We start from the raw sequence: 25,945 nt of genomic DNA, 5'->3' as shown, positions 1-25,945 counted from the left end.
CCCACGAACGGGCGCGTTCCCCCCGCGGCGGACGGCCGGTAGCGTTCGTCACCTATGGCGCAGACGACATCCGGCCCGGCCGTCGCACAGGTCACCGCTCCCGACCGTGCGGCGCCGCTGGCCGTGCGGTCCTCGGCCAGGACGACCCCGCTGACGAACCAGGCGGTCATCGCCGCGGTGTCCGTGGTCGCCGCGGTCTGCAGCGTGCTGCTCCCCTGGCTCACGGTGACGAACGCGCCGAGCATGTGGGCCGGGACGGGACTCGCGCTCCTCGGGCTGGCGTTCACCGGACTGCTCGTGGCGCGACCCGGGCTCGCACGGTTCGAGCTGCTCGTCCCCGCGCTCGACTTCATCGCGATCGGCCTGCTGCGCTTCGGGACCGGCGACGCCCGGTCGCCCTTCCTCGCGGCCGTGCTCCTCCCGCTGATCTGGATCGCCGCCCGACCGGGTCGGCAGCACGTCGTCTACCCGCTGATCGGCACCGCGGTGACGTTCCTCCTGCCGACGGTCGTCGGTCAGGCCGAACTCGGCGCCAGCGAGGTCGTGCGCCTGGTGGTCGTCCTGGTGGTCTTCGTCGGGGTCGCCGGCGTCACGAACGAGCTCGCCCGACAGGCCGTGGTCCGGCTGCAGGCGATGCAGGACCTGCGACAACAGGCGGAGGCGGAGATCAGCCAGGCCGCCCTCGTGCAGCGCTCCCTGCTGCCCGTCACCGCCGTGGACATCCCGGCCGTGCTGACGGTCCGGGCCGTGTGCCTCCCGACACGCTCGGTCGGCGGCGACTTCTACGACTGGTTCCCGATCACGGACGGCGCCGCCTTCACGCTCGGGGACGTGATGGGCAAGGGCGTCGGAGCGGGCATGATCGCCGCCGTCGTGCGTTCGGTCCTGCGCTCGTCCGTCCGCGAGGGAGCGCCCGACGAGGCGGTGAGCCGCACCGCGACGGGCCTCGACGTGGGCCTGGACGCGCCCGCCACCGAACAGTTCACGACCTGCTTCCACGTGCACGTCAGCGTCGACGGGATCGCGCGCTGGGTCGACGCCGGGCACGGTCTGACCCTGCTGCTCCGTGCGGACGGCAGCCACCAGTGGCTCCGGAGCGTCGACCTGCCGATCGGTGTCGGGACGTCCTGGACGACGCAGGAGACGGTGCTCCGTCCGGGCGACGTGATCCTCAGCGTCAGCGACGGTGTCCTCGACCTGTTCGGCGACGGCCTCGACGCCGTCGACCGGTTCGCGGAGTTCGCCGTCGCCGACCCGGACCCCGACCACCTCGTCGAGCGGCTCGAGGAGCGCGGTCGCGCCGGCCACAACGAGGACGACGTCACCGTGCTCGCGATCCGGTACGACCCGGAGCCCGAGGTCTCCCGGTCCTAGGCACCGCCCGGACCGGCCTGCGCCCCGGACCGGCCAGCGCACCGGACCGCTCGGTGCCGGCGGCCCTGCGCGGTCAGACCGTGGTGCCCCCGCCGACCCGGGCCCACCGGAGCGCCTGCACCACGAGCAGCCCGTGCCGGTGCGCCCCGAGCTCGTCGAGTGGCACCCACCGCGCCATGTCCGTCGTCCCCACCGCTTCGTGGCGCAGCGCTCCCCCGACCACCCGAGCCCGGTGCACCACCTGCACGGCCTTCATCGGTCGACCGTTCTGGTGCTTCCGACGCTCCGGCGGCACGACGTGCGACCGGATCCCGAGCAGCCCCTCGACCACGACGTCGTACCCGGTCTCCTCGCGGACCTCACGGACGGCACCCTCCTCGACCGTCTCGTCCAGCTCGACCCCGCCGCCGGGCAGCGTCCAGAGCCCCGCGTCCGGCCAGCTCAGCCGTGCGAGCAGCACCCGGTCGCCGTCGGTGACCACGGCGTAGGACGCCAGCCGGGTGTCGTAGTCCGTGTACTCCATGACCCGACCATCGCAGCAGGCGGGCCGATGCCGGCGAGCCGCGCCGTGCCTCCCGTCCAGCGGATCGTGGCTGGTCCGGCCGCACGACCGCCGCCGCCTGCATCGGAGGATGCAACCTCCCCGGGTCCCACCCTTCGGCCCTCGGCCGCGAGCGCTCGCGTTCCTAGCGTGGACGACGCACGCCGTCCCGCACCGTCCTCGTCAGGAGTCCTCGTGTCCACAGTCCTCTCACCCGCCCGCACCGGCACCGCCGTGCACCTCGACCGGGTCACCAAGACGCACCCGAACGGCCCGTCGACCGTGACCGCGCTCGACGGCGTCTCGCTCGACATCGCCTCCGGCAGCTTCACGGCCGTGATGGGTGCGTCCGGGTCCGGCAAGTCCACGTTCCTCAACTGTGCCGCCGGTCTCGACACCCCCTCGAGTGGCCGGGTGGTCATCGGAGGCGTCGACCTCGGCGCGTTGCGCCCCGACGCCGTGACGCGGTTCCGCCGCGACCACGTCGGCTTCGTGTTCCAGGGCTACAACCTCGTGCCGCACCTGACCGTCGGCGAGAACGTGCGGCTGCCCCTGACACTCGCCGGCACCCGCGCCGACGAGCACCGGATCGCGGAGCTGCTCGACGCCGTCGGCCTGGGGGGCATGGCCGGCCGCCTGCCCGGGGAGCTGTCCGGCGGCCAGGCGCAGCGCGTCGCCATCGCGCGGGCCCTCGTCGCCGGGCCGGACGTCGTGTTCGCCGACGAGCCCACCGGTGCGCTCGACACCGCGACCGCGGAACGGATCCTGCAGCTCCTGCAGCACGCGGTGCGGTCACTCGGGCAGACCCTCGTGCTCGTCACCCACGACCCCCGGGCCGCGGCCTTCGCCGACCGGGTCGTGTTCCTCGCCGACGGTCGGGTGCGCGACGAGCTCCACTCCCCCACGCTCGAGTCGGTCACCGCCCGCGTCCTCGGCCTGGGGCGCTGAGCCGTGCGCGCCGCTCTCCGCTCCCTGCTCGTCGTCAACCGCGCGGCCGTCGTCGGCGCCGGTGTGGTCGTCGCCCTGGCTGCCGTGCTCCTCGCGGTCACGGGCGCCTGGCTCGAGGCCGGCATCCGGCACCCGGACGCCCCGTTCCTCTCCACCGTCGCGGGCTCCTTCGCCGGGACGCTGCTGCTCATCACGGTGTTCATGGTGGCGAGCGTCTTCACGGGGGTCCTTCGCGAACGGCGCCGCGAGTTCGCCCTGCTCCGGGCGATCGGTGCGACCGCCGGGCAGATCCGCGGCACGGTCCGCACCGAGGTCCTGGTCCTGCTCGCACTCGTCGCCCCGCTCGGTGCCGTCGTCGGCACGTTCGTCGCACCGCTCGTCACGCCGCTGCTGGCGTCGAGCGACCTCGTCCCCGCGGGCTTCACCCTCGCGCCGACGGTCGTCCCGCTGGTCGGCACGCTGGTCGTCCTCGTGCCCACCGGACTGCTGGCCGCGGCGATGGCCGCGCGCGCAGCGACCCACCCGAGCCCGACCGACGCCGTCCGTGCGAGCACGACCGACGTCCCCACGCTCTCGCGCGGTCGACGGATCGCAGCCGGGGTCACCGCGCTCATCGGCCTCGCGACCGCGACCACGCCCTTCTTCACCCCCGGCCTGGTCGGCAGTGCGACCGGCGCCACCTCCGCGATCGTGCTCGTGGTCGCGGCGGCCCTCGCCGGGCCGCTCCTCGTGCAGTGGGGTGCGCGGCGCGCCCTCCGCGGGGCCTCCGGACCGGCGGCCACGCTCGCGCTCCTCAACGCCCGCGGGGCCTCCCGCCGGCTCAGCGCCGCGGTGGTGCCGCTCGCGCTGCTCGTCGCGCTCGGGACGGTGCAGACCGGGACGGACGCCGCCGTCCAGCGTGCGACGGGGGACCAACTGCGGGCGGGCCTCCAGGCCGACCTCGTCGTGACCGGAGCGGACGGCGTGACCGCTGCCGAGGCGGACCGGATCGCGGCGATGCCGGGCGTCCGCGCGACGACGACGATGCGGGACACCGCCGGCTCGGTCCAGATCGAGCAGGCCGACGAGGACCTCCCCGCCCTCGGCGACCTCGAGTGGGAACCGACCCTGATCCGCGCACTGTCGGGCGACGACGGTCGCGTCGACCCCGCCGTCCGCGCCGGTTCCCTCGACGCGCTCGACGAGCCGGGCACCGTCGCGGTGAGCACCGACGTCATCGCCCTCACCCCGACCGGCCTCGGGGACACCATCCGGATGCGGACGGGTGACGGACCGGCGGCCCCGGCGCGGGTCGTCGCGGTCTACGACCGCGGCCTGGCGTTCGGTGACGTCCTCGTGCGCGACCGGACGAGCGGCCCGGCCGGCACGCTGCTCGTCGACACGGCCGCCGGTGACCGTGCCGCCGTCCGGGAGGCCCTGCTCGCCACCGGCGTCGGCGTCACCTCGGTCGACGGGTACGTCACGACCGCCCTCCGGTCAGGGGACGGCGACCGGCGGCTGTCCCTGGTCCTCGTCGTCACCCTCCTCGCCTTCGTGGCTGCCGCCGCGGGCAACACGTTGCTCACCACCACCCGGGGTCGCCGCGGCGAGTTCGGGCTGCTGCAGCGGACGGGCGCCACCCGCGTCCAGCTGCTGCGGATGGCCGGAGTCGAGACGGCCTACACCGCGGTCGCAGCCGTGGTGATCGGGACCCTCGCCGTCCTGCCGGCGCTGGTCGGCGTCGGGTTCGGGCTCGCCGGTGCTCCGGCAGCCGGGTTCGACCTCGCGTCCTGGGCCGGGTTCTCGCTCGCGGCGGTCGTCGTGGCGGTCGTGGGGGTGCTGCCGGTGGCGGGGCGGATCGCGCGGGGGCGGTGACGGGTCAGCGGGAGTGCGGCGCTGCCCCGGACGTGACCGGGGCAGCGCCGCTGGCATACTGACGGCATGACGATGGCGCAGCCCGTCATCGGGCGCGAGCGGGAGATCGCGGCCCTCCGCACCGCGATCCGGGACGTGGACAGCGGAGGTTCGGCGTTCGTGGTCGACGGCGAGGCGGGGATCGGCAAGTCGTCGCTCGTCGCCGACGTGGTCGAGTACGCGGACAGCCGTGGCGTGCGGGTCCTCACGACGACCGGCACGCTCGACGAGTCGGCGGAACCGTACGCCGCCCTCCACATGCTCCTGTACCCGCTGCGTGCGGGCATCCCGAACCTGCCGGCACCGCAGCGGCGGGCGTTGGACGTCGCGTTCGGGGTCGAACCAGGCGTGCAGCCGTCACCGCTCCTCGCCGGGCTCGCGGCGCTGACCCTGCTCTCAGACGCCGCCACCGCGAAGCCGCTGCTGATCGTGGTGGAGGACCTGCACTGGGTCGACACCCCGTCCGCATGGGCACTGCGGATGGTCGCCCGCCGCATCGTGCAGGACCCGATCGTCGTGGTGATGTCGACGCGGAACACGGACGCCCTGGACGAGCCCGCGCTGCGACGCCTGCACCTCGCGCCCCTCGACGACGCGGCCGCCGCGGAGCTGCTCGACGCGGTCCCCGGTGCGCCCACGGGTCAGGCTCGGCGCGAGCTCGTGGCCCGCGCCGCGGGGAACCCACTCGCGCTCCGCGAACTCGGTCTGCACGGGCCGGGGGGCCGCCCGCGCCAGCGGCCCGTCGTCGGCCGGGTGGAACAGGAGTTCGGCGATCGGTACGCGGAACTGGACCAGCCCACCAGGCTCGCCCTCCTCGCCGTGGCACTCTCCAGCGGTGCGACCGCAGAGGAAGCCGCCCAGGCCGCCGGTCGGGCACTCGGGCGGGTCCCGGCCCCGACGTGGACGGACCGGGCGTCGGCGTCCGGACTCCTCGAATGGGTCGCTCCGCGGGCCATCCGGTTCCGGCACCCCCTCGTGCAGTCCGCCGTCCTGGCAGCGGCATCGCCAACGGAACGAGCCGCGGTGCTCACGGCCCTGGTGCACGAACACGAGGACGAGCCGACGCGGACGATCTGGTGGCGCGCCGAACTCGCGACCGGTCACGACGACCCCCTGGCGGACGAGATCGTCGCCTTCGCCGACGCCCGGACGGCGATGTCGGACCCGTTCGTCGCCGGCCGGGCGGTCGAGCGGGCCGCGGAGCTCACCTCGGACCCGGCCGTGCGCGTGGAACGGCTGATCGTCGCGGCGGAGCTGGCGGGTCTGTCCGGGCGGACGTCGGAGGCGTCGCTCCTGGCGCACCGGGCCAGCTCGGAGGCCCCGGACCGGCTGCTGGCCGCACGGGCGGCATGGGTCGCCGAGACGCTGCCCACCGGTCGGACGGGGCTGGCCAGGGGCGACCTCGGCCCGGCACTCCACGCCGTCTCGGAGATGCAGGTTGCCGGCGGTGTGGAGCACGCCACCGCTGCGCTCCTCCACCTCGCCGCGATCGCGTGGGACCACACCCTGGAGCCGAGCCCCGGCGACCCGATGCTCGCCGTCGTCGAGGCGCTCGCGCTGCCGGAGGACGACCCGCGGTCGATCCTCCTCGCCGCGCGGACGGAGCCGGTGGTCCGGGGCGACCGGGTCCTGGAACTCGCCCTCGCGGCGGCCCCGTCCGCCGAGGACGAGGAGTCGGCGTGGCTCCTCGGGTACGCGCTCAACCTGGTCGGGGAGATCGACACCGCTCGTGTGCTCCTCGACCGGGCCCTCGCGAGCATGCGGGCGCGCGGCGAACTGCGGACGTTCCCGCAGGCGCTCATGGGGACGTCGATGACGACGTACCTGGCCGGGGACGTCGCGAAGGCCCGTCTCCTCGCCGAACAGGCGGTGTCGCTGGGCCGTGACCTCGGCGACGCCGGGTTCTCCGCCGCGGCACGGTGCGCGCTCGCGTGGTTCGACGCCCTCGACGGCCGACAGCCGGACGTCGACGTCATCTCCGGGGGGACGGAGGTCGGCGCGCAGGTGCTCCGGTCGAGTGCGATGCGTGCCACCGTCCTGGGGAGTCAGGGTGCGGCGTACCTGGTGACCGGCCGACCCGCGAAGGCCCTCAAGCGCCTCCGGTGCATCGCCGACCCCGGACACGACGCGTACCACCCCGACTTCGCGGTGATCACGTCGCCCGACTTCGTCGACGCCGCGCTGGACGCCGGGAGACGGGAGGACGCCGAGCAGCGGCTCGCGGACCTCGAGCAGCTCCACGCACGGTGGCACGCGCCGCTGGTCCGGACCGCCCTGGACCACGTCAGGACCGCACTCGTCCCCGACGACGAGCTCGCGACCACCTGGGCCGCGGTCCGCGACGCGCGCTGGTCGATCCCGTACGCGAAGGCCCGGACGCTCCTCCGTCTCGGACGGCGTCTCCACGCCGCGGGGCGGAGCGAGGACGCCCGTGCCGCCCTCCACGCGGCCCTCGCCCTGTTCGGGGAGATGCCCGCGCCCGCGTGGGAAGAACGCACGCGCGACGCCCTCCGCGCCACCGGGGAACGCCTGGCGGTACCCGGACGACGCGACGAGCTGCTCACCCCGCAGGAGCTCCGGGTGTGCACGCTCGCGGGGCAGGGACTGAGCAACCGGGCGATCGGTGAGCACCTCTTCGTCTCGCCCCGGACCGTCGGAGCACACCTCTATGCCGCGTTCCAGAAGCTGGGGATCTCCGACCGGCGGCAGCTGTCGGACGTCCTCGGGACCGAGTGAGCCGCGCGCACCTCCGTCGACGACTGAGTCGGTCGGTCACGATCTCAGTCATCGTGACCGATGTGCGCCGGCCGTCCCCGCGGATAGGTTCGCGTCATGCCGGCATCGTCACCCACCATCGTCCTCGTCCACGGGGCCTTCGCCGACGCCGCCAGCTGGGCGCCCGTCACGAAGCTCCTCCTCGACCAGGGCCACCAGGTCCGCGTGCCGCCGGTGCCCAACCGGAGCCTGTCCGGGGACGCGGCCTCCATCAGGTCGTTCGTCGAGCAGATCGACGGTCCGGTCCTGCTCGTCGGGCACTCCTACGGCGGCGCGGTCCTCACCGTCGCCGGCGTCGCCGAGAACGTCGTCGGGCTCGTGTTCGTCGCCGCGTACGCGCTCGAGGAGGGTGAGAGCCTCGGCACCCTCCAGGGCGGCTTCCCCGACAGTGCCCTCGCCGCGAACCTCGTCTACGCGCCCTACCCGGTCGAGGGGGCGGAACCCGGCACCGACGTGTCCGTGGTGATCGACGCGTTCCCCGCCGTGTTCGCCGGGGGCCTCGACCTGGACGAGGCGAGGGTCCTCGCGGTCTCGCAGCGTCCGTTGTCCGCCGTCGCGTTCGGCGAGCCCGCCTCCGCGGCCGCGTGGAAGACCAAGCCGTCCTGGGGCATCGTCGCCGGCGCCGACCACACCATCAACCCCGACGTCGAGCGCTTCGGGTACCAGCGCGCCGGCTTCCGGAAGGTCATCGAGATCGACGGCCCGCACCTGCTGATGCAGACCCACCCCGCCGAGGTCGCCGCGTTCATCACGGACGCCGTCGCCGACCTCGACTGACGACCCCACCAAGACCACCCCGACCCCACCCCACCCCACAACAGGAGGACGACCATGGCATTCGTGACCACCGACGACGGTGCAGAGATCTACTACAAGGACTGGGGCAACCCCGACGCCCAGCCGATCGTGTTCCACCACGGCTGGCCGCTGTCCTCGGACGACTGGGACGCGCAGATGCTGTACTTCCTCGCCGAGGGCTTCCGCGTGATCGCGAGCGACCGCCGAGGGCACGGGCGCTCGTCGCAGATCGGCACCGGCCACGACATGGACCACTACGCCAGCGACGTGTCCGCCGTCGTCGAGCACCTCGACCTGCACGACGCGATCCACATCGGTCACTCGACCGGTGGCGGTCAGGTCGCCCGCTACGTCGCGCAGTACGGCCAGCCGCAGGGGCGGGTCGCGAAGGCGGTCCTCGTCTCCGCCGTGCCGCCGCTGATGGTGAAGACCGACGCGAACCCCGAGGGCACCGACATCTCGGTCTTCGACGGGTTTCGGCAGGCCCTCGCCGCGAACCGCGCCGAGTTCTTCCAGGCGGTCGCCTCCGGCCCGTTCTACGGGTTCAACCGCGACGGCGTGACGCCGTCGGAGCCGGTCATCGCCAACTGGTGGCGCCAGGGCATGACGGGCAGTGCCGTCGCCCACTACGAGGGCATCAAAACGTTCTCGGAGACGGACCAGACCGAGGACCTCCGCGCCATCACCGTGCCCGTCCTCGTCCTGCAGGGCGACGACGACCAGGTCGTGCCGTACCAGGACGCCGCCCTGAAGCAGGCCGAACTGCTCAGCGACGCAACGCTGAAGATCTACGAGGGCTACCCGCACGGGATGCTGACGACCCACGCGGACGTCATCGACCCCGACATCCTCGCGTTCATCCGCGGCTGACTCCGCGACGCTGCGTCCGCAGCGGACCAGACTGGAGGCGCGGTGCAGGAGGGCCGACCGGCTCGCCCGCACCGCGCCTCCCGTCGCGTACCGCCAGGACGACGACCCCGACGCGTTCAGTGCTGCTGCGCCGGCAGGCCGGACCCCGGAGTTGCGAGGCCCGGCCACGCGGTCACGCGACCAGCGCTCGTGCTTCGTGGTCGAGTCGCTCGAGACGCCAGTCCGCGACGAGGACGAACGCACGCCGGAACACGACCAGCAGGGCTCCAGCGTGTTCGAACGCGTGCGTGACCACGGACGCCCCGTCCGCTGTTCGGTCGATCAGCCACCGCCCGGTCTCCTGCGCGCCGGCTCCCTCGAGCCGGTACTCGACGGCGGTCTCGTCGACGCGTGTGAAGGTCACGACCGCGGGGAGGAACCCGCGGATGACCGTCCGGTACGGCCTCCCGACGACGACACGGGCGTCTGCCGGACGGATGGGCCCGAGCGCTGGGTTCCAGGCAGCGAGTGACCGCGCATCGGAGAGGACCCGGACGACCACGGCCGGCGAGACCGCGATGCGTCGTTCCGCTGTGTGCATCACGACAGCAAGGCCCGTCGATCGGGTGTCGGGCGCGAGCGGAGGTACGACAGGCACTGGGCCAGGTCACGCTCGACGCGGCTCTTCGTGGTGCCCGGGGCGATCAGCGCGAACATCACGTGTCCCGGGAGGCGGAGATCGGCCGAGGGATCAGCGCTGTCGAAGGTGACCGGTGGTCGCAGGAGGGAGGGGTGTGCCGTCCACCGTTCCTTCTGCTCTGCAGCGAACGCCTCCCCGCGACGTCGGGTCTCGTACGGGAGCCAGTCGTAGTGGTCGACGCAGACCTCGACCGGGTCGGCGGTGTTCTGGCCGTCGGGCGGGGAATTGGGGAGCTCGTTCGCCAGTGCTTCCACCCGGATCGGCTCATCGGTGGTGATGACGAGCGAAGTCCCCCCGTTGTCGAGATGCGTCTGCAGGGCTCGGCGTTCCTCGATGTCGGGCCAGGGGTCACGGAGGATCCAACCGGTGGTGGTCCGTCGCCACCGGATCCGGGAGACGTCGTCGAACACCACGGCGACGTCCTCGATGAGCACCAGACTCTCTGCGTTGACGGTCGCCCTCATCGTCGACCTCCGACGAGCGCCGAGGACTCCACACTGCCCTCCGCCTCCAGTGTCGACAGCCGTGCGCGCGCTCGTTCGACTCGCGCGGCGTCCCGAGTCCCCGGTTCAGCGCCGATGTCGCAGAGGGTGCGGAGGGTGCGAACGAGGTCGTCGGTACGTCCGAGAGCGGCGTACGCCTCTGCGAGGCCGGCAAGCGCCCTGGTGTCCCCAGGAGACGATGCGGCAGTGCTGGCGAGGAACGCGTCCACTGCCACGAGGGGACTTCCCCCGACGGCACTGGGCATGCTCAAGTGCCACCGGCCGAGCAGGTAGTTCGCATCCCGGTGCGACGGGTCGTGGTGCAGAACGGCCTCGGCCGTGCGGCGGACCGACCGGGCGGGCAGCGGGCGCAGTACCGCGGGGAGCGCGAGCAGCCGGAGTCCGAGCAACCGAGCCCGTTGCACGCTGATGTGGTGCGGCCGCGTCTCGAGCGGCGCAAGCAGACTCGTGAGGAGCCGCATCCGCCGGTGTGCACTGCGGCTGAGCTGCCCGTGCTCGTCCAGCGCACCCGTGATCCGCCCGTCGAGGAGCCGAGCAGCGGCCTCGTGTGCCGTGTGCGGCGCGCCGAGGTCCCTGCTCGCCTCGGCGCGTTGCACCAGGTCCTCGATCGAACGGCGTGCCTCAGCGGCCATCTCGTCGGCAGCCCGCTGTTTCCCGGCCGACCGGTCCACGACCAGGGGCGTGCCGAAGACCAGGTGCACCCGGCCACTCGACCGGAACCATCTGCGCCCCTTCGGCAGGACCTCGTCCGTCCCGGTGATGCCGACCGGGATGACCGGTACGTCCGCGGCGAGCGCGAAGCGGAACGCCCCGCTCTTGAACGGCAGGAGCGCGCGATCGGTGTTCCGCGTGCCTTCCGGGTAGACGCAGAGGACGTCACCGCCGGTCAGCACGCGCTTGACGGTCCGGAGGGTGTCCGGTGCGGGAGCGTCGCGGTCCACCGGGATGCCGTACCAGGCCCGCGTCCACAGGCGGGGCAGCGTCCGGTCAAAGCTCTCCCGCTTGGTGAGGAACCAGACGGGACGTCCGGTCACGGCGCGGACGAGGATCTCCATCACGAAGTGGTCGAAGTAACTGCGGTGGTTCGGGGCCAGGACGAAGGGTCCGGTGGTCGGGAGGTGCTCGAGTCCATCGACGGATCGCAGGTGGCGGCGGACGCGCCCGGCGACGAAGGCGTGTGAGACCGACCGGACCGTGTTCTCTCCGCGCATGTCACGCCACCGCGGACGCGAGGTGCTGACGGAGGAGTTCGATGCTGGTCATCACGAGGCCGTGGTGATCGGCGAACAGTCGCAGGCCGTCGCGCCGCAGCATCTCCCCGTCCGGTCCGATGATCTCCACGATCACTCCGGCCGGGCGGCACCCGGCTGCTCGCGCGAGGTCCACCGATGCCTCGGTGTGGCCGACGCGGGACAGCACCCCTCCGGCTCGCGCGATGAGGGGGAAGACGTGACCGGGGCGTTGGAGATCGCCGGCTCCTCCCGACATCGCTATCCCGATCGTCTTCGCTCGTTCCGCTGCAGAGATCCCCGTGGTCACCCCGTGGGCCAAAGTCGCGTCGATGCTCACCGTGAACGCTGTGCCCATGTGGTCCTCGTTGCGCGGGATCATCGGCGGCAGCGCGAGTTGCTGCGCGCGCTCCTCGGTCAACGCCAGGCAAACCAAGCCCCGTCCGTGGGTGATCATGAAGTTGATCGCCGCCGGGGTGACGTGATCGGCGGCGATGATCAGGTCGCCCTCGTTCTCACGGTCCTCGTCGTCGACCACCACGACGATCTCACCTCGTCCGATGGCGGCGATGGCGTCCGCAGCGGGCGAGAGGAGTTGCTGCTCGCTGATGGCACTGGTCCTGTCGATGTTCAGAGTCATGGTCCCGTTCCCCGTCCTCGTGGACCGATCGAGCGATCAGCCCCCCAATTGCATGCGATAGCACTACATGCTGTCGCATCTACTGCGACAGCACCGAAAGTACGGCCAGGGAGGTAGCGGGTCAAGACGTGGGCTCGCGAAATTCGAGGTTGTTACCTGCCGTACACATGACACAGCATCCGTGCTGTAGCATGCGTGTAACGTCACGATTTGGAGGACCCCATGCGACGTCTGCTCGACGTACCGATCCGCTTCCCTCGCGTAGTCATCGCCGTGTGGTTGGCCTTGTTCGTGGCGGGAGGGGCGCTCGCACTGCACCTCGATGCCGCCCTGTCAGGGGGAGGCTTCACGAACCCTCGAGCACAGGCACTCGTGACGCAGGAGGTGGTCGAGGAGCGCTTCGCCCAGTCACCGAACCAGCTGGTCGTCGTGCTCGACGGGGCCACGACGGTGACGGACGGGACGATCTCCCGGGTGGTCAGCATCCTCCGCCAGGAGGGTGTCGATTCCGTCACCACCCCGGAGGACGACCCCGACCTCGCCTCGGAGGACGATCGCGCGGCGGCGGTGATCGCTGGTTTCGACGGGAGTGCGACCGCCGCCCAGAACCTCGTGCCCGGTCTGCAGGAACGACTGGAGGACGCCCGGCTGGTGGATGACGTGTACGTCACCGGCCAACCAGCGCTCGACTTCCAGCTCAACGCACACTCGAAGGCCGACGCCACACGAGCCGAACTGATCGTGTTCCCGCTCCTGATCGTCGTCCTGCTGTTCGTCTTCCGATCGGTCGTCGCGACCGTCCTCCCGCTGCTCGTCGCGGGTTCGTCACTCGCCCTGGCCCTGGGCATCGGCTTCCTGCTGACCCGCGTGACGGAGGTGTCGAACCTCTACACGAACATCGTGTCCATGATCGGTCTGGCCGTCGCCGTCGACTACTCCCTGTTCATCATCAAACGGTTCCGGGAAGAACTCGCGACGGGCAAGGCCACCCCGGTCGCCGTGCGAGCGGCCATGTCCACCGCCGGGCATTCGGTCCTCTTCAGCGGCGTCGCAGTGGTCCTGGCCCTCGCAGCGTTGCTCATCCCCCGGGTGATGGCGCTGACGAGCATCGCTCTCGGTGGCATCGTCGTCGCGGTGGTCGCGCTCGTCATCACGATGCTCGTCCTGCCTGCCGCGCTCACCCTGATCGGACCGAGGATCGACCGCTTCGCCGTCCCGTTCCTGCGCCCTGCGGCGCCTCGAGCCGTCCGCACGGTGCGGTCGCGCATCCGGCGCCCGGCACTCGTCGGCACGGTCGGGATCATGGCACTCGCCGCGTGCGCCGTCCCGATCGCTGGTCTCTCCCTGCAGTCCCCCGTGGCGAGCGCCACCGTCCTGCCCGCTTCCGACCCGGCCCGACAGGGACTGGAGACCCTCGACGAGCGGATCGGTCAGGAAGGACTGTTCCCCGTCGATGTCGTCCTCACCCTCCCGGCCGATGTCGGGACCGCGGCGGCGCTGGGACAGGTCGAGCGTGCCAGCACCTGGCTCGCACAGCGGCCCGGTGCCGATGACGTCACCTCTGTCACCTCCCTCGGACTCCCCGCGGGACAGCTCACCACCCTGCTCGACCAGGCGGACACACCCGCTGACCTCCGGAAGCTGTGGGACGCACGGGACGACGTGATCACCGCGCGGGTGTTGGTCACCACGGCCCAGGGTCCGGACTCCGTCAGCGCTCACGACCTGGTCGAGGAGGTCCGCACAGACCTCCCTGCCGAACTGACCGACGGCACGCGCGTGGCGGTCACCGGCGCGACCGCTCAGGGCGTGGACTTCGACACCACCATCGTCCGCAGCATCCCGTTCGTCGCAGCGGTCGTCCTGCTCCTGACGTTCGCCATGCTCGCGTTCGCCTGGCGCTCGGTCGTCCTGCCGGCTCTCGCGCTCCTCTTCAACCTCCTCGTCGTCGGCGCGAGCGTCGGATCCCTGACCCTGGTGCAGCACGCCGTCTCGGACGCCCCGCTCAACTCCGTGACCCCGATCCTGCTGTTCGCGGTGATGTTCGGCCTGAGCATGGACTACATGGTCATCATCATGTCCCGCATGCAGGAGATGTACCGGGCCGGCATCCCGTACGAGCAGGCCGTCCTCGGGGGCGCGGACCGGACCCGCAGCATGATCAACAGTGCGGCGCTGATCATGGTCGCCGTGTTCCTCTCCTTCATGACGGCGCAGATCAGCATCGTCCGCGAGATCGGGATCGGACTCGCGATCGCCGTCGCGCTGGACGCGGTCGTCATCCGCATGGTCGTGATGCCGAGCGTGCTGCGCGCCATCGGTCCGCGGGCCTTCGGCCGAGCACGACCCGCGCCGGACACGACGGTGGGCGAGCCGTCGTCCGAGACGCCGGCGGAGTCCGGGGCGCTCGTCGGTACCTGATCAGCCGCCCGTGCCCAGGGCCCGCAGACCGATCGCAGGCCCTGGGCGACGACCTGACAAACTGGACGGGAGCAGCATCCTCTGCTCCCGTCACGACTGGATCGCACATGACCACTCCGGTACCAGCGCACACTCCCACTGCGCCGACGCTCGCGCAGTTCGAGCTGCGCTACCTGGTCCTCGCGGCGCAGCGGGAGGGCAACCGGGCGCTCGGCCGTCAGCTCGCCGACCTGGGACTGACGACCTCGCAGTTCGAGATCATCCTCGTCCTCTCCCAGTACGGACCCATCACGCTCAAGGAGCTCGGCGAGCTCATCGTGTGCGAGACAGCGAGCCCCAGCCGCATCGTCGACACACTCGTCCGTCGGGGTTACATCGAACGCTCCACGCACGCGTCGGACCGGCGAGCCGTCGCACTCCGGTTGACCGACGAAGGCCACGAACTCGTCCCGCGTCTCCGCGAGATCGAGAAGGTCATGGACGACGGCGCACGAGTGATGTTCGACGGGAGCGAGATGACCGGTCTGGTCAGCGCGCTCCGGACCTACCTCGACGGAACCGAGAGTGGCGCGGTCCTCGAGCGACGGTTCGCTGGCGAGCGTCGCCCGCTGGACTGAGGCGCTGCTGGCCGATCACGTCAGCGGACGCGGTCGGTGGACTCGGCGAAGCGCGGCCGGCACTGACGTCGTCCCGGAGCGCATCCACCTCGGCCGCGGCAAGCCGGAGGAGTCCGAGCCGAGCTGCTGCCGCAGTGGCCCGTCAGGCCAAGGCTCTCCGAGCGGGAGCAGGCGGACGCTCCCGCCCTCGGCGCGGCGCTCCGACAGCCGCACGCCTCCGGGTAGCGCGGTCAGACCAGCGCGACCGCGCCCCAGCCGGCGCGCATCCGGGCGACGGCCCGGTCCCAACCGGAGAGGAGGTCCGCGTCGTCCCGGAGCATGGCCTGCAGCTGCAACCCCTCGTACAGGGCGACGAGCTGCTCGGCAGCGTGTCTCGGGGAGGTCCCGCGCGGTTCGCGTCCGGCCACGACGTCGCGGACGAGGGCCAGGGTGACGTCGTCGAACGCGTGCTCGTACTGGGTGTGGAACCACCCGGCAGCGGGGTGTGACGGCGCGGAGGCGGCGCTCAGCGTGGCGATGCGCATCCGGACGAGCGCGGGGTCGGCGAGACCGGACTGCAGGCGTGCGCGGAGGTAGGCGGCTGCCCCCTGTTCCTCGGCCAGGTGCCACAGCCGCCGGCGGTCCCCGTTGTCCCAGCGGTCCATGACGGCGACGACGAGCAGCTCCCAGACCGGGTACGCGTCGGTGACCTGGGCGACGGTGACGTCGGCGAGCGCCGCGACCTCGGCCGGTCCGACGCTGTGGAAGTCCGACCGCCGGAAGGCCTCGACCGCTGCCGTGACGATGCGGTGGCGGAGATCGGCGTCGGGCATGAGGACGATCATCCGTCGCGGGCGGCGACGGCGCGACCGCCAGTTCGAGGGGTGCGGCGGGTCAGCCCCGGTCGAACGTCAGCGTCTCGTCGTCGGCGACCGTGACGCGTCCGGTGCGGGCGAACTCCGCCCAGACCGCCCGGATCCCCGGACCCCGTCGCTCGACGGCTGCCCAGTCCCGCTCCGGCACGAAGCGGCTGCCGGCCCAGGCCTGACGGTCGCCGAGCAGCAGCGGCACGTCGCTCATGTGCACAGCCCCGGTCGGTCGGACCGTCACCCCGCGGTGCAGCCGGTAGACGACGGCATGGCCACCGGCAGCTCGGTGTCGTGCGGCGAACGCCCGGGCGTCCCGGCCGTAGATGACCGCGGTGAGGGGTCGGACGAGCAGCCAGCGCACGAGCGCACGGCCGGTGCGCGTCCGGCAGAGCGCCGCCAGGCCGGGGATCATCGGGATGTAGAGCGCGGCTTCGTCCGACGCGGACCCGATCAGGACCTCGACGTGCGGTGCCGCCCGGCGCCAGGCCGCGTCGAGGTGGCGCTCGGCCGGCAGCGGCGCGTGCCCGTACTGCGTGCCGAACGGCATCCCGCCGCGGAGGCCGTACGGCAGCGCGACCCGCTCCGCCGCCGCCTGCAGCGCCAGCACCTCGTCGAGTCCGGTCTCCGGCCCGACCGTGCGGACGGCCCGGACCATGGCGCGGTTCATCCGGGCACGGCGGCGGGACAACCCGAGCGGCGCGCTCTGCACGATCACCCGGCGGAAGAGCCCGGCCGTGCCGTCTGCCGCCATGAGGTGGGCGATCGCGTCGCCGCCCGCGGACTGGCCGAACAGGGTGACGGACTCCGGATCGCCGCCGAACGCCGCGATGTTCCCGCGCACCCACCGGAGCGCCTGGACGATGTCGAGCAGCCCGAGGTTCGCCGGTACCCACTCCCCGTCGCCGAGGAACCCGAGCACCCCGAGCCGGTAGGTCACGGCCACGACGACCACGCGCTGCTCCTCGACGAGGGCGCGCGGGTCGTGGATCGGGATGTCCCCGCCGCCGACGACGTACGAGCCGCCGTGGATCCACACCATGACGGGCAGCCGCTCGTCGTCGCGGACGTCCGCCGGCACGGTCACCGACAGCGCCTGGCACTGCTCGGAGACCTCGGCCTCGATGGGGTGGATGAGCGCCTCGAGCACGGGCGTCGACGGTTGCGGCGGCACAGGGGCGGGGGTGTCGGCGACGAAGTCCTCCGTGGACGGCGGCACCGGCTCCGGACGCGCGAACCGCTCCGACCGGGCGTACGGGATGCCGAGCGCGCGGACGACCGCGCCGTCGTGGTGGCCGACGATCCGGCCGACGGGGGCGGTGAAGGTGCGGGTCGGCGCGGTGGTCATCCCGCAACCGTATGACGGACGGGAGGCCCGTGGCCGCGTGGCCGCCGGGCCCTCGCCGGCCGGTCCCGGACCGACGCGCCAGCGGCGGGACGGCCGTGACCGGTGGGGAGCCTCCCGTCCGGTCCGGGTCGCGTCAGCGGACCCGCTTGATCGGCAGCACCACCAGTGCGCCGATGATGGCGACGCCTCCTGCCGCCCAGCACATGAGCTCGTAGTTGTCGGGCGTGCCCCCGGTGCCGAACTTCAGGAAGAACAGCGCCGCGGCGGGGGCGAGGGACTGCGGCAGGGCGTTCGCGATGTTGATGACGCCGAGGTCCTTGCCCGGCCGGTCGGCGTTCGGCAGCACGTCGACGACGAGCGCGGTGTCGATCGCGGAGTAGATGCCGTAGGCGAAGCCCATGATGACCTCGGCGACGTAGAACCCGTTCACCGTCTCGGCGTGGGCGAGGACGATGAGCCCGACCGCGAACAGCGCGGTGGACCCGGCGACGAACACCTTCCGGCGCCCGAGCCGGTCCGAGGCCCAGCCGGACAGGGCAGCGCTGACCAGGAGCGCGATCGTGTACAGCAGGACGCCGAACGCGACGGCGGCGGTGGCCTCGGCGTCGCTCGACAGGCCGATGTGCTCCTTCATGTAGAGCAGTCGGTACGTGGTGAACATGAACGTCGCGAAGATGATGAGGAAGCGCGACCACCACGCGAACGCGAAGTCCGGGTTCTTGACCGGGTTCGTCCAGAACGACGAGATCAGGTTCAGGAACGTGAACTTCTTCAGCGGGTACGTCGGCAGTTCGTCCCGGGCGACGACGGCGTAGACGACCACGAGCACGATCGCCAGGATGCCCGGCGCGATGAACAGCACGGGCAGGTTCGCGACGAAGAACACGGACAGGTACGTGCCGGCCAGGACCGCGGTGTTCTGGGCGAGTGCGATGATGCTCGACGACTTCCCGCGCTGGAACTCGGGCACGTTGTCCGCGAAGCTCGCGGTGAGCGTGGAGAGCACGGTGTTGGCCGCGAGCTGTGCGAGGAGCCACCCGAGCGTCAGCTGCAGGGTGTCCGGGGCGTACGCGATCCAGGCGAGGGCGACCGCGAAGACGACCACGCCGGTGAGCATCCACGGACGCCGCCGACCCCAGCGCGTCCGGGTGCGGTCGGACAGCGCGCCGGCGAGCGGGTTCATGATGAGCGCGCCGAACGCGCCGATCGGCAGCACCGAGCCGATGACGTTCGCGGCGTCGCTGCCGACGAGTGCCTCCGCCTTGAGCTGCATGCTCACGTAGACCGGCGCCATGAGGGCCACGAACAGGCCGAACTGCCCGAGGAACAGTGCGATCTGGTAGCCGACGCTGACACGCAGGGTGCTGACCGGCTGGGTGATGCCCTGCTCCGGGTGGACCAGCACCGGGGTCTCCGCGGGTTCGGGTGTGCTCATGACGCCTCCTTGAGTCGATGAAAACCATACCTCGCACGGTTTTTCGAGGGCGAGCATACATGCCACCGAGAACTCCGCGACAGCGAAAACTACACAGCGGGTGGTTTCTGCGGTAGCGTCGTCATCGTCTCGCCGTGGAGCAGTGTCTCCGTCGGCCGCACACCAGTCAGGATCGAAGGAGCCTCTGCAATGCCCACCACCTCTGTGCAGCTCTACTCACTGCGCGACGCCATCGCCGAAGACCTCGACGCGGCCATCGCGCGGGTCCGCGAGATCGGCTACGAGAACGTCGAGCCCTACGCGTTCGTCGAGCGTGCCGCCGACCTCGAACGTGCCTTCGCCGCCACCGGCCTGCACGCACCGTCGGGTCACGTCGCCGTGATCGACGCCGAGGACACCGCGCCGATCTGGGACGCCGCCGAGCGCCTCGGCATCCGCACGGTCATCGACCCGTTCATCCCGACCGACCGCTGGCAGACCGCCGACGACGTCAAGGCCATCGCGGAGCGCGTCAACGTCCTCACCGCCGAGGCCGCCGCCCGCGGCCTGCAGTTCGGGTACCACAACCACCAGTGGGAGTTCACGAACAAGGTCGACGGCCGCACGGTCTACGACCTCTTCGTGTCGCAGCTGTCCCCGGAGACCGTCCTCGAGGTCGACACCTTCTGGGCGACCGTCGGCGGTGCGGACGCCCCCGCCGTGCTCCGCGGTCTCGGCGAGCGCGTCGTCGCCATCCACGTCAAGGACGGCAAGGTCGACGGTGACATCCGCACCGCGCTGCCCTCGTCCGAGAGCGCACTCATCGTGCCCGAGGCCCTCCAGCGGGCCTTCGAGAACCAGACGCCGGCCGGCCAGGGCGACGTCGACGTGGCGGGCATCCTCGCCGCGGCGCCGCAGGCCATCCGCGTCGTCGAGTTCGACGCGTACAAGGGCGACGTCTTCGAGGGCATCGCCGAGTCCCTCACCTGGCTGCAGGCCAACGACACCGCCGGGGACGCCGCGTGAGCCGTGTCGGGGTCGGCATCATCGGTGCCGGCAACATCTCCACCCAGTACCTCGAGAACCTCACGCAGTTCGCCGACGTCGAGGTCCGCTTCGTCGCCGACGTCCTGACCGACCGTGCCGCCGCCCAGGCGGAGGCCTACGGCGTCGCCGCTTCCGGCACGGTCGAGGAACTCCTCGCCCGCGAGGACATCGCCATCGTGATCAACCTGACGATCCCGGCCGCGCACGCCGAGGTCGACCAGCAGATCATCGACGCCGGCAAACACGTGTGGAGCGAGAAGCCGATCGCCACCGACCACGACTCGGCCGCTGCCGTGCTCGCATCGGCGCAGGCGAAGGGCCTGCGCGTCGCGACCGCCCCGGACACCGTGCTCGGCGCCGGGATCCAGACGGCGCTCCGGGCCATCGCCCGCGGCGACATCGGTGAGCCGCTCACCGCGACGACGCTGTTCCACGTGCCCGGACCCGAGGCGTGGCACCCGAACCCGGACTTCCTGTTCGCCACCGGTGCCGGCCCGCTGTTCGACATGGGGCCGTACTACGTCACGACGCTCGTGCACGCCTTCGGCACCGCCAGCCGCGTGCAGGCCGTGTCGTCGAAGTCGCTCGACCGCCGCACGATCGCGTCGGGTGACCGCGCCGGTGAGACGTTCCCCGTCGAGGTGCCCACCCACCACGCCGCGCTCATCGAGTTCGCCGGCGGGCAGTCCGCCCAGTCGACGTTCTCGTTCCAGCACGCGCTGCCGCGGATGGGCTTCGTCGAGATCAACGGCACGCTCGGCACGATCTCGCTCCCGGACCCGAACACGTTCGAGGGGTCCTCGCAGCTCTGGCGCTACGGCCAGGAGGAGCCCGAGACGCTCGAGGCCGTCGGCTCCACCTGGGGCCGTGGCACCGGTGTCGTCGAGCTCGCCCGCGCCATCGCCGAGGACCGCCCGGAGCGCGCCTCCGGTGCCGTCGCGCTGCACGTCCTCGACGTGCTGCTCGGCATCCGTGACGCCGCTGAGTCGGGGTCGGCCGTCGAGATCACGTCGTCCGTCGACGCGGTCCCGCCGCTGCCGGAGGACTTCGACCCGGCCGCCGCGGTCCTCACCGCGTAGCACCACCGCTCCTCGACGCCAACGGCCGGCTCCCTCCGGGGGCCGGCCGTTCCGCGTTCCACGGCCCGTCGACCCGGAGCAGGACGACGGCCGTCGAGGCCGGTCAGCGCGGTGCCTGCTCCTCCGCGCCACCCGCGGGCACGATCCGCTCGAGCAGGCGCAGCACCCGCTCCCCGTCGACGGCGTCCGGGTCGAGCAGCCACTGCACCTGCAGCCCGTCCGAGGCCGCGATGCTCAGGCTCGCCAGGTCTTCGGGGTCGAGGTCGTCGCGGATCCGGCCGGCGGCCTGGTCCCGGCGGATGAGCTCACTCAGGTCCGCGCGTAACCGGGTGAACCGGTCACGCATGAACTCGCGCGTGGTCGGGTGCCCTTCCTGCACGGCGTCGGCGGAGAGGGTCGTGTAGAGCTGCACGAGTCCGGGGACGGCTCGGTTGCGGGCGGCGCTCTCCCGCATGTCCCCGATCGCGGACTTCATCCGTTCCGGAGCACCCTGCTCGCGGACCTCGTGCTCGCGGTAGACGGCGAGGAGCAGGTCGTCGCGGCTCGGGAAGTAGTGCCGGAGCGCCGCGTGCGTGATGCCGAGGGCGTCCGCCACGGACCGCAGCGAGGACGCGTCGACGCCCTGTTCCGCGACCATCCGGATCATCTCGTCCAGGATCTGCGCACGTCGCTCGGTGCCCTTGCGGTACCCGCCGCGGCGCGGCGGAGCCGCGTCGTCCTCGTCGGCGGGGTGGGTCATCCTGCCAACTTACCGCTGGAAGGTTTTCGCGGCCAGTGCCGGTCGGGAGGCCCGGATCACCACGGGTGCCGGGCCTCCCGTCCGGTGCGTGTCAGGAGCCGTCGTCCGCCGTCGGGTCCGGCAGGGAGCGGACGGCGACCCCGTCGACCGTGTACTCGTCCACCGGTCTCGGCGCACCCGCGTCGAGCGCTGCCGTGATCTGACCGAGGCACCGGGTCAGGACCTCGTTGTCCTCGGCGGAGAGGTGGTCGATGACCTCGACGACGGCCTGGTGGAAGGTCTCGTACGACACGTCGATCTTGCGCGCCGCCTGCACGGTCGGCTCGAGCACCTGTGCACGACGGTCGGTCGGGTGTGGCGACCGGACGAGGTCGCCCTTCTCGACGAGCCCGTCGACGATCTTCGTCACCGAGGCGTTCGACACCCCGAGCATGACGGCGAGGTCCTTCGGTCCCATGCTCCGGCCGTCGCGGTGCGCCTGGAGCATGTAGCGGACGGTGAGGAACTCGTTCTTCGTCAGGCCGCTCTCGACCCGCGCGCGTTCGAGCTGGTCCTCCTCCGCGTGCTGCAGGCGGAGGAGCGCGTCGACGGCGGTCTTCGCGGACCGGGTGCGCGGCTCACGGGCGTAGAGGTGGACGTGTTCGCGTCGGACGACGGTCAACGGCATGGGTCGTGGTCTCCCTCACCCACTCGGGCGGTCGTGCTGGTGCTCCGTGCTCGGCTCAGGCGGCCGGGGCGACGAAGAAGTCGGCGTACGAGACCTCCGAGCGGCGGGACAGCAGCGACGGGTCCTGGATCCGTCGGGCGACGTAGGCCTCGATCACGGCCGGGTCGGTCAGGCCCACGCGTGGGTGGGAGCCGCCGAAGCGAGTGTCGAGTGACGTGGTGTGGTACGTGCTCTGCATGATGGCGCCTTCCTCGTCGAGAGACTGCTGTCCGTCTGGACGAGGAAACTCTTTCACACTGTGAACTATGTGGTCAACGAACTTTTCGGCTCGTTGTACATTTCGCGCGCCGAACCACCAGGCGGCCTGGTGGAACGACACGAGCCCCTCCTCGTGGTGAGGAGGGGCTCGTGCGTGGACCGGGGTCGGACTACTCCTTGTTGAGCTTGTCCTGCACCGTGCCGGCGATCTTCTCGATCGTGTTCGGCAGCTCGGTCGTGCCGTAGAAGCGCGAGTCCGGGTGCGTGGGCGGCGGCATCGGCGACGACGTGGTGGGGCCGTCGTGGTACGAGTACTCGCCCTTGCCGTCGAACGACGGGCCGCTCGCCCAGGGGCCGTTCTTCGCCTCGGCCCCGTCGGAGAAGTTGAGGTACTGGTAGTTGACCTCCTGGTTCTCCTTGTGCTGCGGGAAGTTGCTCGGCACCGGCATGGTCTCGAGACCGGACTCCCGGAGTTCCGCAGCCGCGGTCGCCCACATGTTCTGGTGCATGGTGTCGCGGGCGATGAGGAACTTCAGCAGGTCCCGCACGCCGTGGTCGTCGGTCATGTGGTAGAGCCGGGCAGCCTGGACGCGGCCCTGCATCTCGGCGTTCTCGTTCGCCGTGAAGTCGGCGAGCAGGTTGCCGCTGGCGGTGATGTACGAGCCCTGCCAGGGGTTGCCCATGCTGTCGACCGGGCGCGCACCGGCGCCGGCGACGATCGCGTGCTGGATGTCGGTGCCGCCGAGGACCGCGGCGACCGTCGGGTCGTCCTGCACCGCGTCGCCGGTGATGCCGAGCGGGGCCTTCTCGAGCAGCTGCGCGATCATCGTCGCGAGCATCTCGACGTGGCCCATCTCCTCCGCGCCGATGCCGAACACCATGTCGCGGTACTTGCCCGGGATGTGCATGTTCCACGCCTGGAACTGGTACTGCATCGCGACGGAGATCTCGCCGTACTGGCCGCCGAGCACCTCCTGGAGCTTGCGGGCGTAGACCGCGTCGGGCTTGTCGGGGGTGGACTTGAACTGGAGCTCTTGCTTGTGGAAGTACAAATCGTTCTCCTGTTTCTGTGTCGGTTCTGGTGGGCGGTCAGAGGATCGGCGTGCCGCCGGTGACGGCGATCCGCGCACCGGAGACGTAGCTGCCGTCGTCGCTCGCGAGCAGGACGTACACCGGAGCCAGCTCCGCCGGCTGTCCGGCGCGACCGAGGGGCGTCTGCTTGCCGAACTGCTCGACCTGCTCGGGCGGCATGGTCGCCGGGATGAGCGGCGTCCAGATCGGCCCCGGGGCGACGCTGTTCACGCGGATGCCGCGCTCCCCGACGAGCTGCGCGAGCGCGGCCGAGAAGTTCGCGATGCCGGCCTTCGTCACGTCGTACGGCAGGAGGGTCGGCACCGGGTTGTCGGAGTTGACCGAACTGGACCCGATGATCGAGGCACCCGCGGTCATGTGCGGGAGTGCCGCCTTCGCGAGGTGGAAGTACGCGCTGAGGTTCGTCGCGAGGGTGCGGTCCCACTCGTCGTCGGAGATCTCCTCGAGCGTCTCGTGGGTCATCTGGTACGCCGCGTTGTTGACGAGCACGTCGATGCCGCCGAGTTCGGACACCGCGGTCTCGATGATGCTCCGGCAGTACGCCGGGTCACTCACGTCGCCGGGGAACAGCACGGCCTTCCGGCCCGCTTCCTCGATCCAGTGCTTGGTCTCCTGCGCGTCCTCTTCCTCCTCCGGCAGGTAGGAGATGAGGACGTCCGCTCCTTCACGGGCGTAGGCGATCGCGACCGCCTTGCCGATGCCGCTGTCCCCGCCGGTGATGACGGCGCGCTTGCCCGTGAGCTTGCCCGAGCCGGTGTAGCTCGTCTCGCCGTGGTCCGGCTTCGGCGTCATCGCCTGCTCAGAACCCGGAGGTTGCTGTTGCTGATCGCTCATGTCGCTCCCTCGTGACGGATGTGGTTCGTCGTACCAGGGCGATGGTCGGCCGGGCTCGCTGTGTGCCCGTCAAGAGTGTTCAGATCACGCGGCCGGGGCAGCGGCGGCGGTCGGACGCGGCCGGGCCTCCCGTCCGTACCGGCCTCCCGTCCGTCCGCGGGCACCGCGGCGTACCGTCACGCTCGTGGACCTCCAACTGCAGGACCGGGTCGCCCTCGTCGTCGGCGGCGCCGGGTACATCGGATCAGCCGTCGCCGACCGTCTCCGTCGTGAGGGTGCGACGGTGGTCGTCGCCTCGCGCACCGCAACGGACGGCGTGACGGTGGACACCACGGACCAGACCTCCGTCGACACCGCCGTCGCCACGGTGCTCGAGCAGCACGGTCGCATCGACGTCCTCGTCGTGACGGCGGCACCGGCCGCGGGCACCCTCGACCCGGAGCGACGCTCGGACCCCGACCAGGTGGCGTCCGCGATCGACGGCAAGGCCCTCGGCTTCCTCCGCGTCGCGAACGCCGTCCTGCCCCTGCAGCGGGCCGCGGGCTTCGGCCGGGTCGTCGTCGTCAGCGGACAGAACGCCTACCTGACCGGCAACATCACGACCTCGCTCCGGAACGCCGCGACGAACGTCATCGCGAAGAACCTGGCCGACGAGCTCGCCGGCACCGGCGTCACGGTGAACGTCGTCAACCCCGGCGCGGTCACCGACACCCCGAGCGCGGACGTCCGCCCGGGTGCCGGTGGAGCGTCCAGCCCGCAGCAGATCGCGGACCTCGTCGCCTTCCTGTCGTCCCCGCTGTCGGTCGTCTCCGGGGAGTCGATCTCCGTGGCGCACCGTGTCCTCGGGAGCGCAACGGTCTGACCAGGGCTCGCGCGCCCTCGGACCCTGCCGCGGGCTCGCCCGTCCTCGGGCCACGATGCGGGAGACTCGTCGTGCAGCGATGTGCTGCCACCCGAGACGCAGAGGAGCCGCCCATGTCCTCGAACGCCCGCGACCGGACACCCGCCCCGTACGGAGACCGTCGTCCGGCGGCGCCCGACACCGATCGAGCGGCGCCGTGGCGTGGCCGCGCCCTGGGCTTGCTCGTCGTCGCCCTGGCGTCGTTCCTCGGTGCGGCCGTCGCCCTGGTGGTCATGGTCGTCCGGGTCTGGACCACACTCGCCCAGGACACCGGCGTCGACATCGCCACCGGCCTCGTCTTGATCGTGTTCCTGGCGCTGGTCCTCTCGGGCTGCGCCATGACGAGCGCGGCTCTCGCCGAGCGGCGGCGCTGACACCGGCCGACGAGCCTGAGCGACCGGCCGGAACGAGGCTGGCGGGAACGACGAAGGCC

At 71.7% G+C, this 25,945-nt stretch carries 25 protein-coding genes; 12 read left to right on the top strand and 13 right to left on the bottom strand.

The genetic code is table 11. The features are described from left to right. Positions 1–54 precede the first annotated feature (54 nt). On the top strand, positions 55–1,374 hold the full coding sequence (locus tag DEJ32_RS07300) for a PP2C family protein-serine/threonine phosphatase (protein ID WP_110900795.1): 1,320 nt from the start codon (positions 55–57) through the stop codon (positions 1,372–1,374). A 73-nt stretch (positions 1,375–1,447) separates the two neighbouring features. Here the strand turns inward: DEJ32_RS07300 and DEJ32_RS07295 are convergent, their stop codons facing one another. After that, positions 1,448–1,897: an NUDIX hydrolase gene (locus DEJ32_RS07295; protein ID WP_110900794.1), complete on the bottom strand. Its 450-nt coding sequence runs from the start codon at positions 1,895–1,897 to the stop codon at positions 1,448–1,450. A 213-nt stretch (positions 1,898–2,110) separates the two neighbouring features. Between DEJ32_RS07295 and DEJ32_RS07290 the strand changes: the two genes are divergently transcribed. The 5 genes from DEJ32_RS07290 to DEJ32_RS07270 all read left to right on the top strand — a co-directional run bounded on the left by DEJ32_RS07290 (position 2,111) and on the right by DEJ32_RS07270 (position 9,199). Then, on the top strand, positions 2,111–2,863 hold the full coding sequence (locus tag DEJ32_RS07290) for an ABC transporter ATP-binding protein (protein ID WP_258368923.1): 753 nt from the start codon (positions 2,111–2,113) through the stop codon (positions 2,861–2,863). Between the two features lie 3 nt (positions 2,864–2,866). Beyond that, entirely contained in the window at positions 2,867–4,717 is a 1,851-nt protein-coding gene (locus DEJ32_RS07285) for an FtsX-like permease family protein (RefSeq protein WP_110900792.1), read from the top strand. 66 nt (positions 4,718–4,783) lie between these two features. Next, complete coding sequence (locus DEJ32_RS07280) at positions 4,784–7,492, top strand: LuxR family transcriptional regulator (RefSeq protein WP_110900791.1); 2,709 nt, start codon at positions 4,784–4,786, stop codon at positions 7,490–7,492. Positions 7,493–7,588: 96 nt separating this feature from the next. Next, complete coding sequence (locus DEJ32_RS07275; protein ID WP_110900790.1) at positions 7,589–8,308, top strand: alpha/beta fold hydrolase; 720 nt, start codon at positions 7,589–7,591, stop codon at positions 8,306–8,308. A 54-nt stretch (positions 8,309–8,362) separates the two neighbouring features. Continuing rightward, positions 8,363–9,199 carry an alpha/beta fold hydrolase gene (locus DEJ32_RS07270; protein WP_110900789.1) on the top strand — a complete coding sequence of 279 codons (837 nt, stop codon included), beginning with the start codon at positions 8,363–8,365 and terminating at the stop codon, positions 9,197–9,199. A gap of 172 nt (positions 9,200–9,371) precedes the next feature. Here the strand turns inward: DEJ32_RS07270 and DEJ32_RS07265 are convergent, their stop codons facing one another. The 4 genes from DEJ32_RS07265 to ribB are packed head-to-tail and all read right to left on the bottom strand — an operon-like array spanning position 9,372 to position 12,250. After that, positions 9,372–9,779, bottom strand: a complete 408-nt coding sequence (locus tag DEJ32_RS07265; protein WP_146234099.1) for an SRPBCC domain-containing protein — start codon at positions 9,777–9,779, stop codon at positions 9,372–9,374. Beyond that, the gene (locus DEJ32_RS07260) at positions 9,779–10,342 is read right to left on the bottom strand and encodes a hypothetical protein (protein WP_146234098.1); all 564 of its coding nucleotides are present in this window, start codon (positions 10,340–10,342) and stop codon (positions 9,779–9,781) included. The genes DEJ32_RS07265 and DEJ32_RS07260 overlap by 1 nt, the downstream gene beginning before the upstream one ends. Next, positions 10,339–11,592, bottom strand: coding sequence for a lysophospholipid acyltransferase family protein (locus tag DEJ32_RS07255; protein WP_110900786.1), 1,254 nt, complete (start codon positions 11,590–11,592; stop codon positions 10,339–10,341). Before DEJ32_RS07255 ends, DEJ32_RS07260 begins: the two co-directional genes overlap by 4 nt. Before the next feature lies 1 nt (position 11,593). Beyond that, positions 11,594–12,250, bottom strand: coding sequence for a 3,4-dihydroxy-2-butanone-4-phosphate synthase (gene ribB, locus DEJ32_RS07250; RefSeq protein ID WP_110900785.1), 657 nt, complete (start codon positions 12,248–12,250; stop codon positions 11,594–11,596). Positions 12,251–12,472: 222 nt separating this feature from the next. Here ribB and DEJ32_RS07245 point away from each other — a divergent pair, with 222 nt between their 5' ends. Together DEJ32_RS07245 and DEJ32_RS07240 are read left to right on the top strand one after the other, a co-directional pair. Next, on the top strand, positions 12,473–14,671 hold the full coding sequence (locus tag DEJ32_RS07245) for an MMPL family transporter (RefSeq protein WP_110900784.1): 2,199 nt from the start codon (positions 12,473–12,475) through the stop codon (positions 14,669–14,671). A gap of 107 nt (positions 14,672–14,778) precedes the next feature. Next, a complete protein-coding gene (locus DEJ32_RS07240) occupies positions 14,779–15,288 on the top strand; it encodes a MarR family winged helix-turn-helix transcriptional regulator (protein ID WP_110900783.1) in 510 nt (169 codons plus the stop codon). A 230-nt stretch (positions 15,289–15,518) separates the two neighbouring features. On the opposite strand, the gene DEJ32_RS07235 is transcribed toward DEJ32_RS07240, so the two are convergent. The 3 genes from DEJ32_RS07235 to DEJ32_RS07225 all read right to left on the bottom strand — a co-directional run bounded on the left by DEJ32_RS07235 (position 15,519) and on the right by DEJ32_RS07225 (position 18,916). Then, positions 15,519–16,100, bottom strand: coding sequence for a TetR/AcrR family transcriptional regulator (locus tag DEJ32_RS07235; RefSeq protein WP_146232829.1), 582 nt, complete (start codon positions 16,098–16,100; stop codon positions 15,519–15,521). 61 nt (positions 16,101–16,161) lie between these two features. Continuing rightward, the gene (locus tag DEJ32_RS07230; protein ID WP_110900782.1) at positions 16,162–17,481 is read right to left on the bottom strand and encodes a carboxylesterase family protein; all 1,320 of its coding nucleotides are present in this window, start codon (positions 17,479–17,481) and stop codon (positions 16,162–16,164) included. A 133-nt stretch (positions 17,482–17,614) separates the two neighbouring features. Continuing rightward, positions 17,615–18,916, bottom strand: a complete 1,302-nt coding sequence (locus DEJ32_RS07225; protein ID WP_110889438.1) for an MFS transporter — start codon at positions 18,914–18,916, stop codon at positions 17,615–17,617. A 189-nt stretch (positions 18,917–19,105) separates the two neighbouring features. On the opposite strand from DEJ32_RS07225, the gene DEJ32_RS07220 reads away from it, so the two are divergent. Both DEJ32_RS07220 and DEJ32_RS07215 read left to right on the top strand, forming a co-directional pair. Then, on the top strand, positions 19,106–19,921 hold the full coding sequence (locus tag DEJ32_RS07220; RefSeq protein ID WP_181419481.1) for a sugar phosphate isomerase/epimerase: 816 nt from the start codon (positions 19,106–19,108) through the stop codon (positions 19,919–19,921). Continuing rightward, positions 19,918–21,021: a Gfo/Idh/MocA family protein gene (locus DEJ32_RS07215; RefSeq protein ID WP_110889437.1), complete on the top strand. Its 1,104-nt coding sequence runs from the start codon at positions 19,918–19,920 to the stop codon at positions 21,019–21,021. Before DEJ32_RS07220 ends, DEJ32_RS07215 begins: the two co-directional genes overlap by 4 nt. A gap of 103 nt (positions 21,022–21,124) precedes the next feature. Here the strand turns inward: DEJ32_RS07215 and DEJ32_RS07210 are convergent, their stop codons facing one another. The 5 genes from DEJ32_RS07210 to DEJ32_RS07190 all read right to left on the bottom strand — a co-directional run bounded on the left by DEJ32_RS07210 (position 21,125) and on the right by DEJ32_RS07190 (position 24,611). Beyond that, on the bottom strand, positions 21,125–21,760 hold the full coding sequence (locus DEJ32_RS07210; protein WP_110825750.1) for a TetR/AcrR family transcriptional regulator: 636 nt from the start codon (positions 21,758–21,760) through the stop codon (positions 21,125–21,127). Positions 21,761–21,851: 91 nt separating this feature from the next. Continuing rightward, on the bottom strand, positions 21,852–22,427 hold the full coding sequence (locus tag DEJ32_RS07205; protein ID WP_110825751.1) for a MarR family winged helix-turn-helix transcriptional regulator: 576 nt from the start codon (positions 22,425–22,427) through the stop codon (positions 21,852–21,854). Positions 22,428–22,482: 55 nt separating this feature from the next. Continuing rightward, entirely contained in the window at positions 22,483–22,665 is a 183-nt protein-coding gene (locus DEJ32_RS07200) for a hypothetical protein (protein WP_110825752.1), read from the bottom strand. Between the two features lie 190 nt (positions 22,666–22,855). Continuing rightward, the gene (locus DEJ32_RS07195) at positions 22,856–23,737 is read right to left on the bottom strand and encodes a manganese catalase family protein (protein WP_110825753.1); all 882 of its coding nucleotides are present in this window, start codon (positions 23,735–23,737) and stop codon (positions 22,856–22,858) included. A gap of 37 nt (positions 23,738–23,774) precedes the next feature. Continuing rightward, positions 23,775–24,611 (bottom strand): SDR family oxidoreductase, encoded by an 837-nt coding sequence (locus DEJ32_RS07190; RefSeq protein WP_110900781.1) that lies wholly within the window; start codon positions 24,609–24,611, stop codon positions 23,775–23,777. 184 nt (positions 24,612–24,795) lie between these two features. On the opposite strand from DEJ32_RS07190, the gene DEJ32_RS07185 reads away from it, so the two are divergent. Both DEJ32_RS07185 and DEJ32_RS07180 read left to right on the top strand, forming a co-directional pair. After that, complete coding sequence (locus DEJ32_RS07185) at positions 24,796–25,473, top strand: SDR family NAD(P)-dependent oxidoreductase (protein ID WP_110900780.1); 678 nt, start codon at positions 24,796–24,798, stop codon at positions 25,471–25,473. A 113-nt stretch (positions 25,474–25,586) separates the two neighbouring features. Next, a complete protein-coding gene (locus DEJ32_RS07180; protein ID WP_110900779.1) occupies positions 25,587–25,886 on the top strand; it encodes a hypothetical protein in 300 nt (99 codons plus the stop codon). The last annotated feature ends 59 nt before the right edge of the window (positions 25,887–25,945 follow it).

Origin of the sequence: Curtobacterium sp. MCPF17_046 (assembly GCF_003224295.1) — a bacterium.
GTDB lineage: Bacteria > Actinomycetota > Actinomycetes > Actinomycetales > Microbacteriaceae > Curtobacterium.
The sequence above is the reverse complement of the archived record's forward strand: the minus strand, read 5'-3'. Positions and strand labels throughout refer to the sequence as shown.

Bases quoted from the DNA above. Each gene is read 5' to 3' on its own strand.
- DEJ32_RS07300 (WP_110900795.1), top strand. From the start codon at position 55: ATGGCGCAGACGACATCCGGCCCGGCCGTCGCACAGGTCACCGCTCCC.
- DEJ32_RS07295 (WP_110900794.1), bottom strand. From the start codon at position 1,897: ATGGAGTACACGGACTACGACACCCGGCTGGCGTCCTACGCCGTGGTC.
- DEJ32_RS07280 (WP_110900791.1), top strand. From the start codon at position 4,784: ATGACGATGGCGCAGCCCGTCATCGGGCGCGAGCGGGAGATCGCGGCC.
- DEJ32_RS07275 (WP_110900790.1), top strand. From the start codon at position 7,589: ATGCCGGCATCGTCACCCACCATCGTCCTCGTCCACGGGGCCTTCGCC.
- DEJ32_RS07270 (WP_110900789.1), top strand. From the start codon at position 8,363: ATGGCATTCGTGACCACCGACGACGGTGCAGAGATCTACTACAAGGAC.
- DEJ32_RS07265 (WP_146234099.1), bottom strand. From the start codon at position 9,779: ATGCACACAGCGGAACGACGCATCGCGGTCTCGCCGGCCGTGGTCGTC.
- DEJ32_RS07260 (WP_146234098.1), bottom strand. From the start codon at position 10,342: ATGAGGGCGACCGTCAACGCAGAGAGTCTGGTGCTCATCGAGGACGTC.
- DEJ32_RS07255 (WP_110900786.1), bottom strand. From the start codon at position 11,592: ATGCGCGGAGAGAACACGGTCCGGTCGGTCTCACACGCCTTCGTCGCC.
- ribB (WP_110900785.1), bottom strand. From the start codon at position 12,250: ATGACTCTGAACATCGACAGGACCAGTGCCATCAGCGAGCAGCAACTC.
- DEJ32_RS07245 (WP_110900784.1), top strand. From the start codon at position 12,473: ATGCGACGTCTGCTCGACGTACCGATCCGCTTCCCTCGCGTAGTCATC.
- DEJ32_RS07240 (WP_110900783.1), top strand. From the start codon at position 14,779: ATGACCACTCCGGTACCAGCGCACACTCCCACTGCGCCGACGCTCGCG.
- DEJ32_RS07235 (WP_146232829.1), bottom strand. From the start codon at position 16,100: ATGCCCGACGCCGATCTCCGCCACCGCATCGTCACGGCAGCGGTCGAG.
- DEJ32_RS07230 (WP_110900782.1), bottom strand. From the start codon at position 17,481: ATGACCACCGCGCCGACCCGCACCTTCACCGCCCCCGTCGGCCGGATC.
- DEJ32_RS07225 (WP_110889438.1), bottom strand. From the start codon at position 18,916: ATGAGCACACCCGAACCCGCGGAGACCCCGGTGCTGGTCCACCCGGAG.
- DEJ32_RS07220 (WP_181419481.1), top strand. From the start codon at position 19,106: ATGCCCACCACCTCTGTGCAGCTCTACTCACTGCGCGACGCCATCGCC.
- DEJ32_RS07210 (WP_110825750.1), bottom strand. From the start codon at position 21,760: ATGACCCACCCCGCCGACGAGGACGACGCGGCTCCGCCGCGCCGCGGC.
- DEJ32_RS07205 (WP_110825751.1), bottom strand. From the start codon at position 22,427: ATGCCGTTGACCGTCGTCCGACGCGAACACGTCCACCTCTACGCCCGT.
- DEJ32_RS07200 (WP_110825752.1), bottom strand. From the start codon at position 22,665: ATGCAGAGCACGTACCACACCACGTCACTCGACACTCGCTTCGGCGGC.
- DEJ32_RS07190 (WP_110900781.1), bottom strand. From the start codon at position 24,611: ATGAGCGATCAGCAACAGCAACCTCCGGGTTCTGAGCAGGCGATGACG.
- DEJ32_RS07180 (WP_110900779.1), top strand. From the start codon at position 25,587: ATGTCCTCGAACGCCCGCGACCGGACACCCGCCCCGTACGGAGACCGT.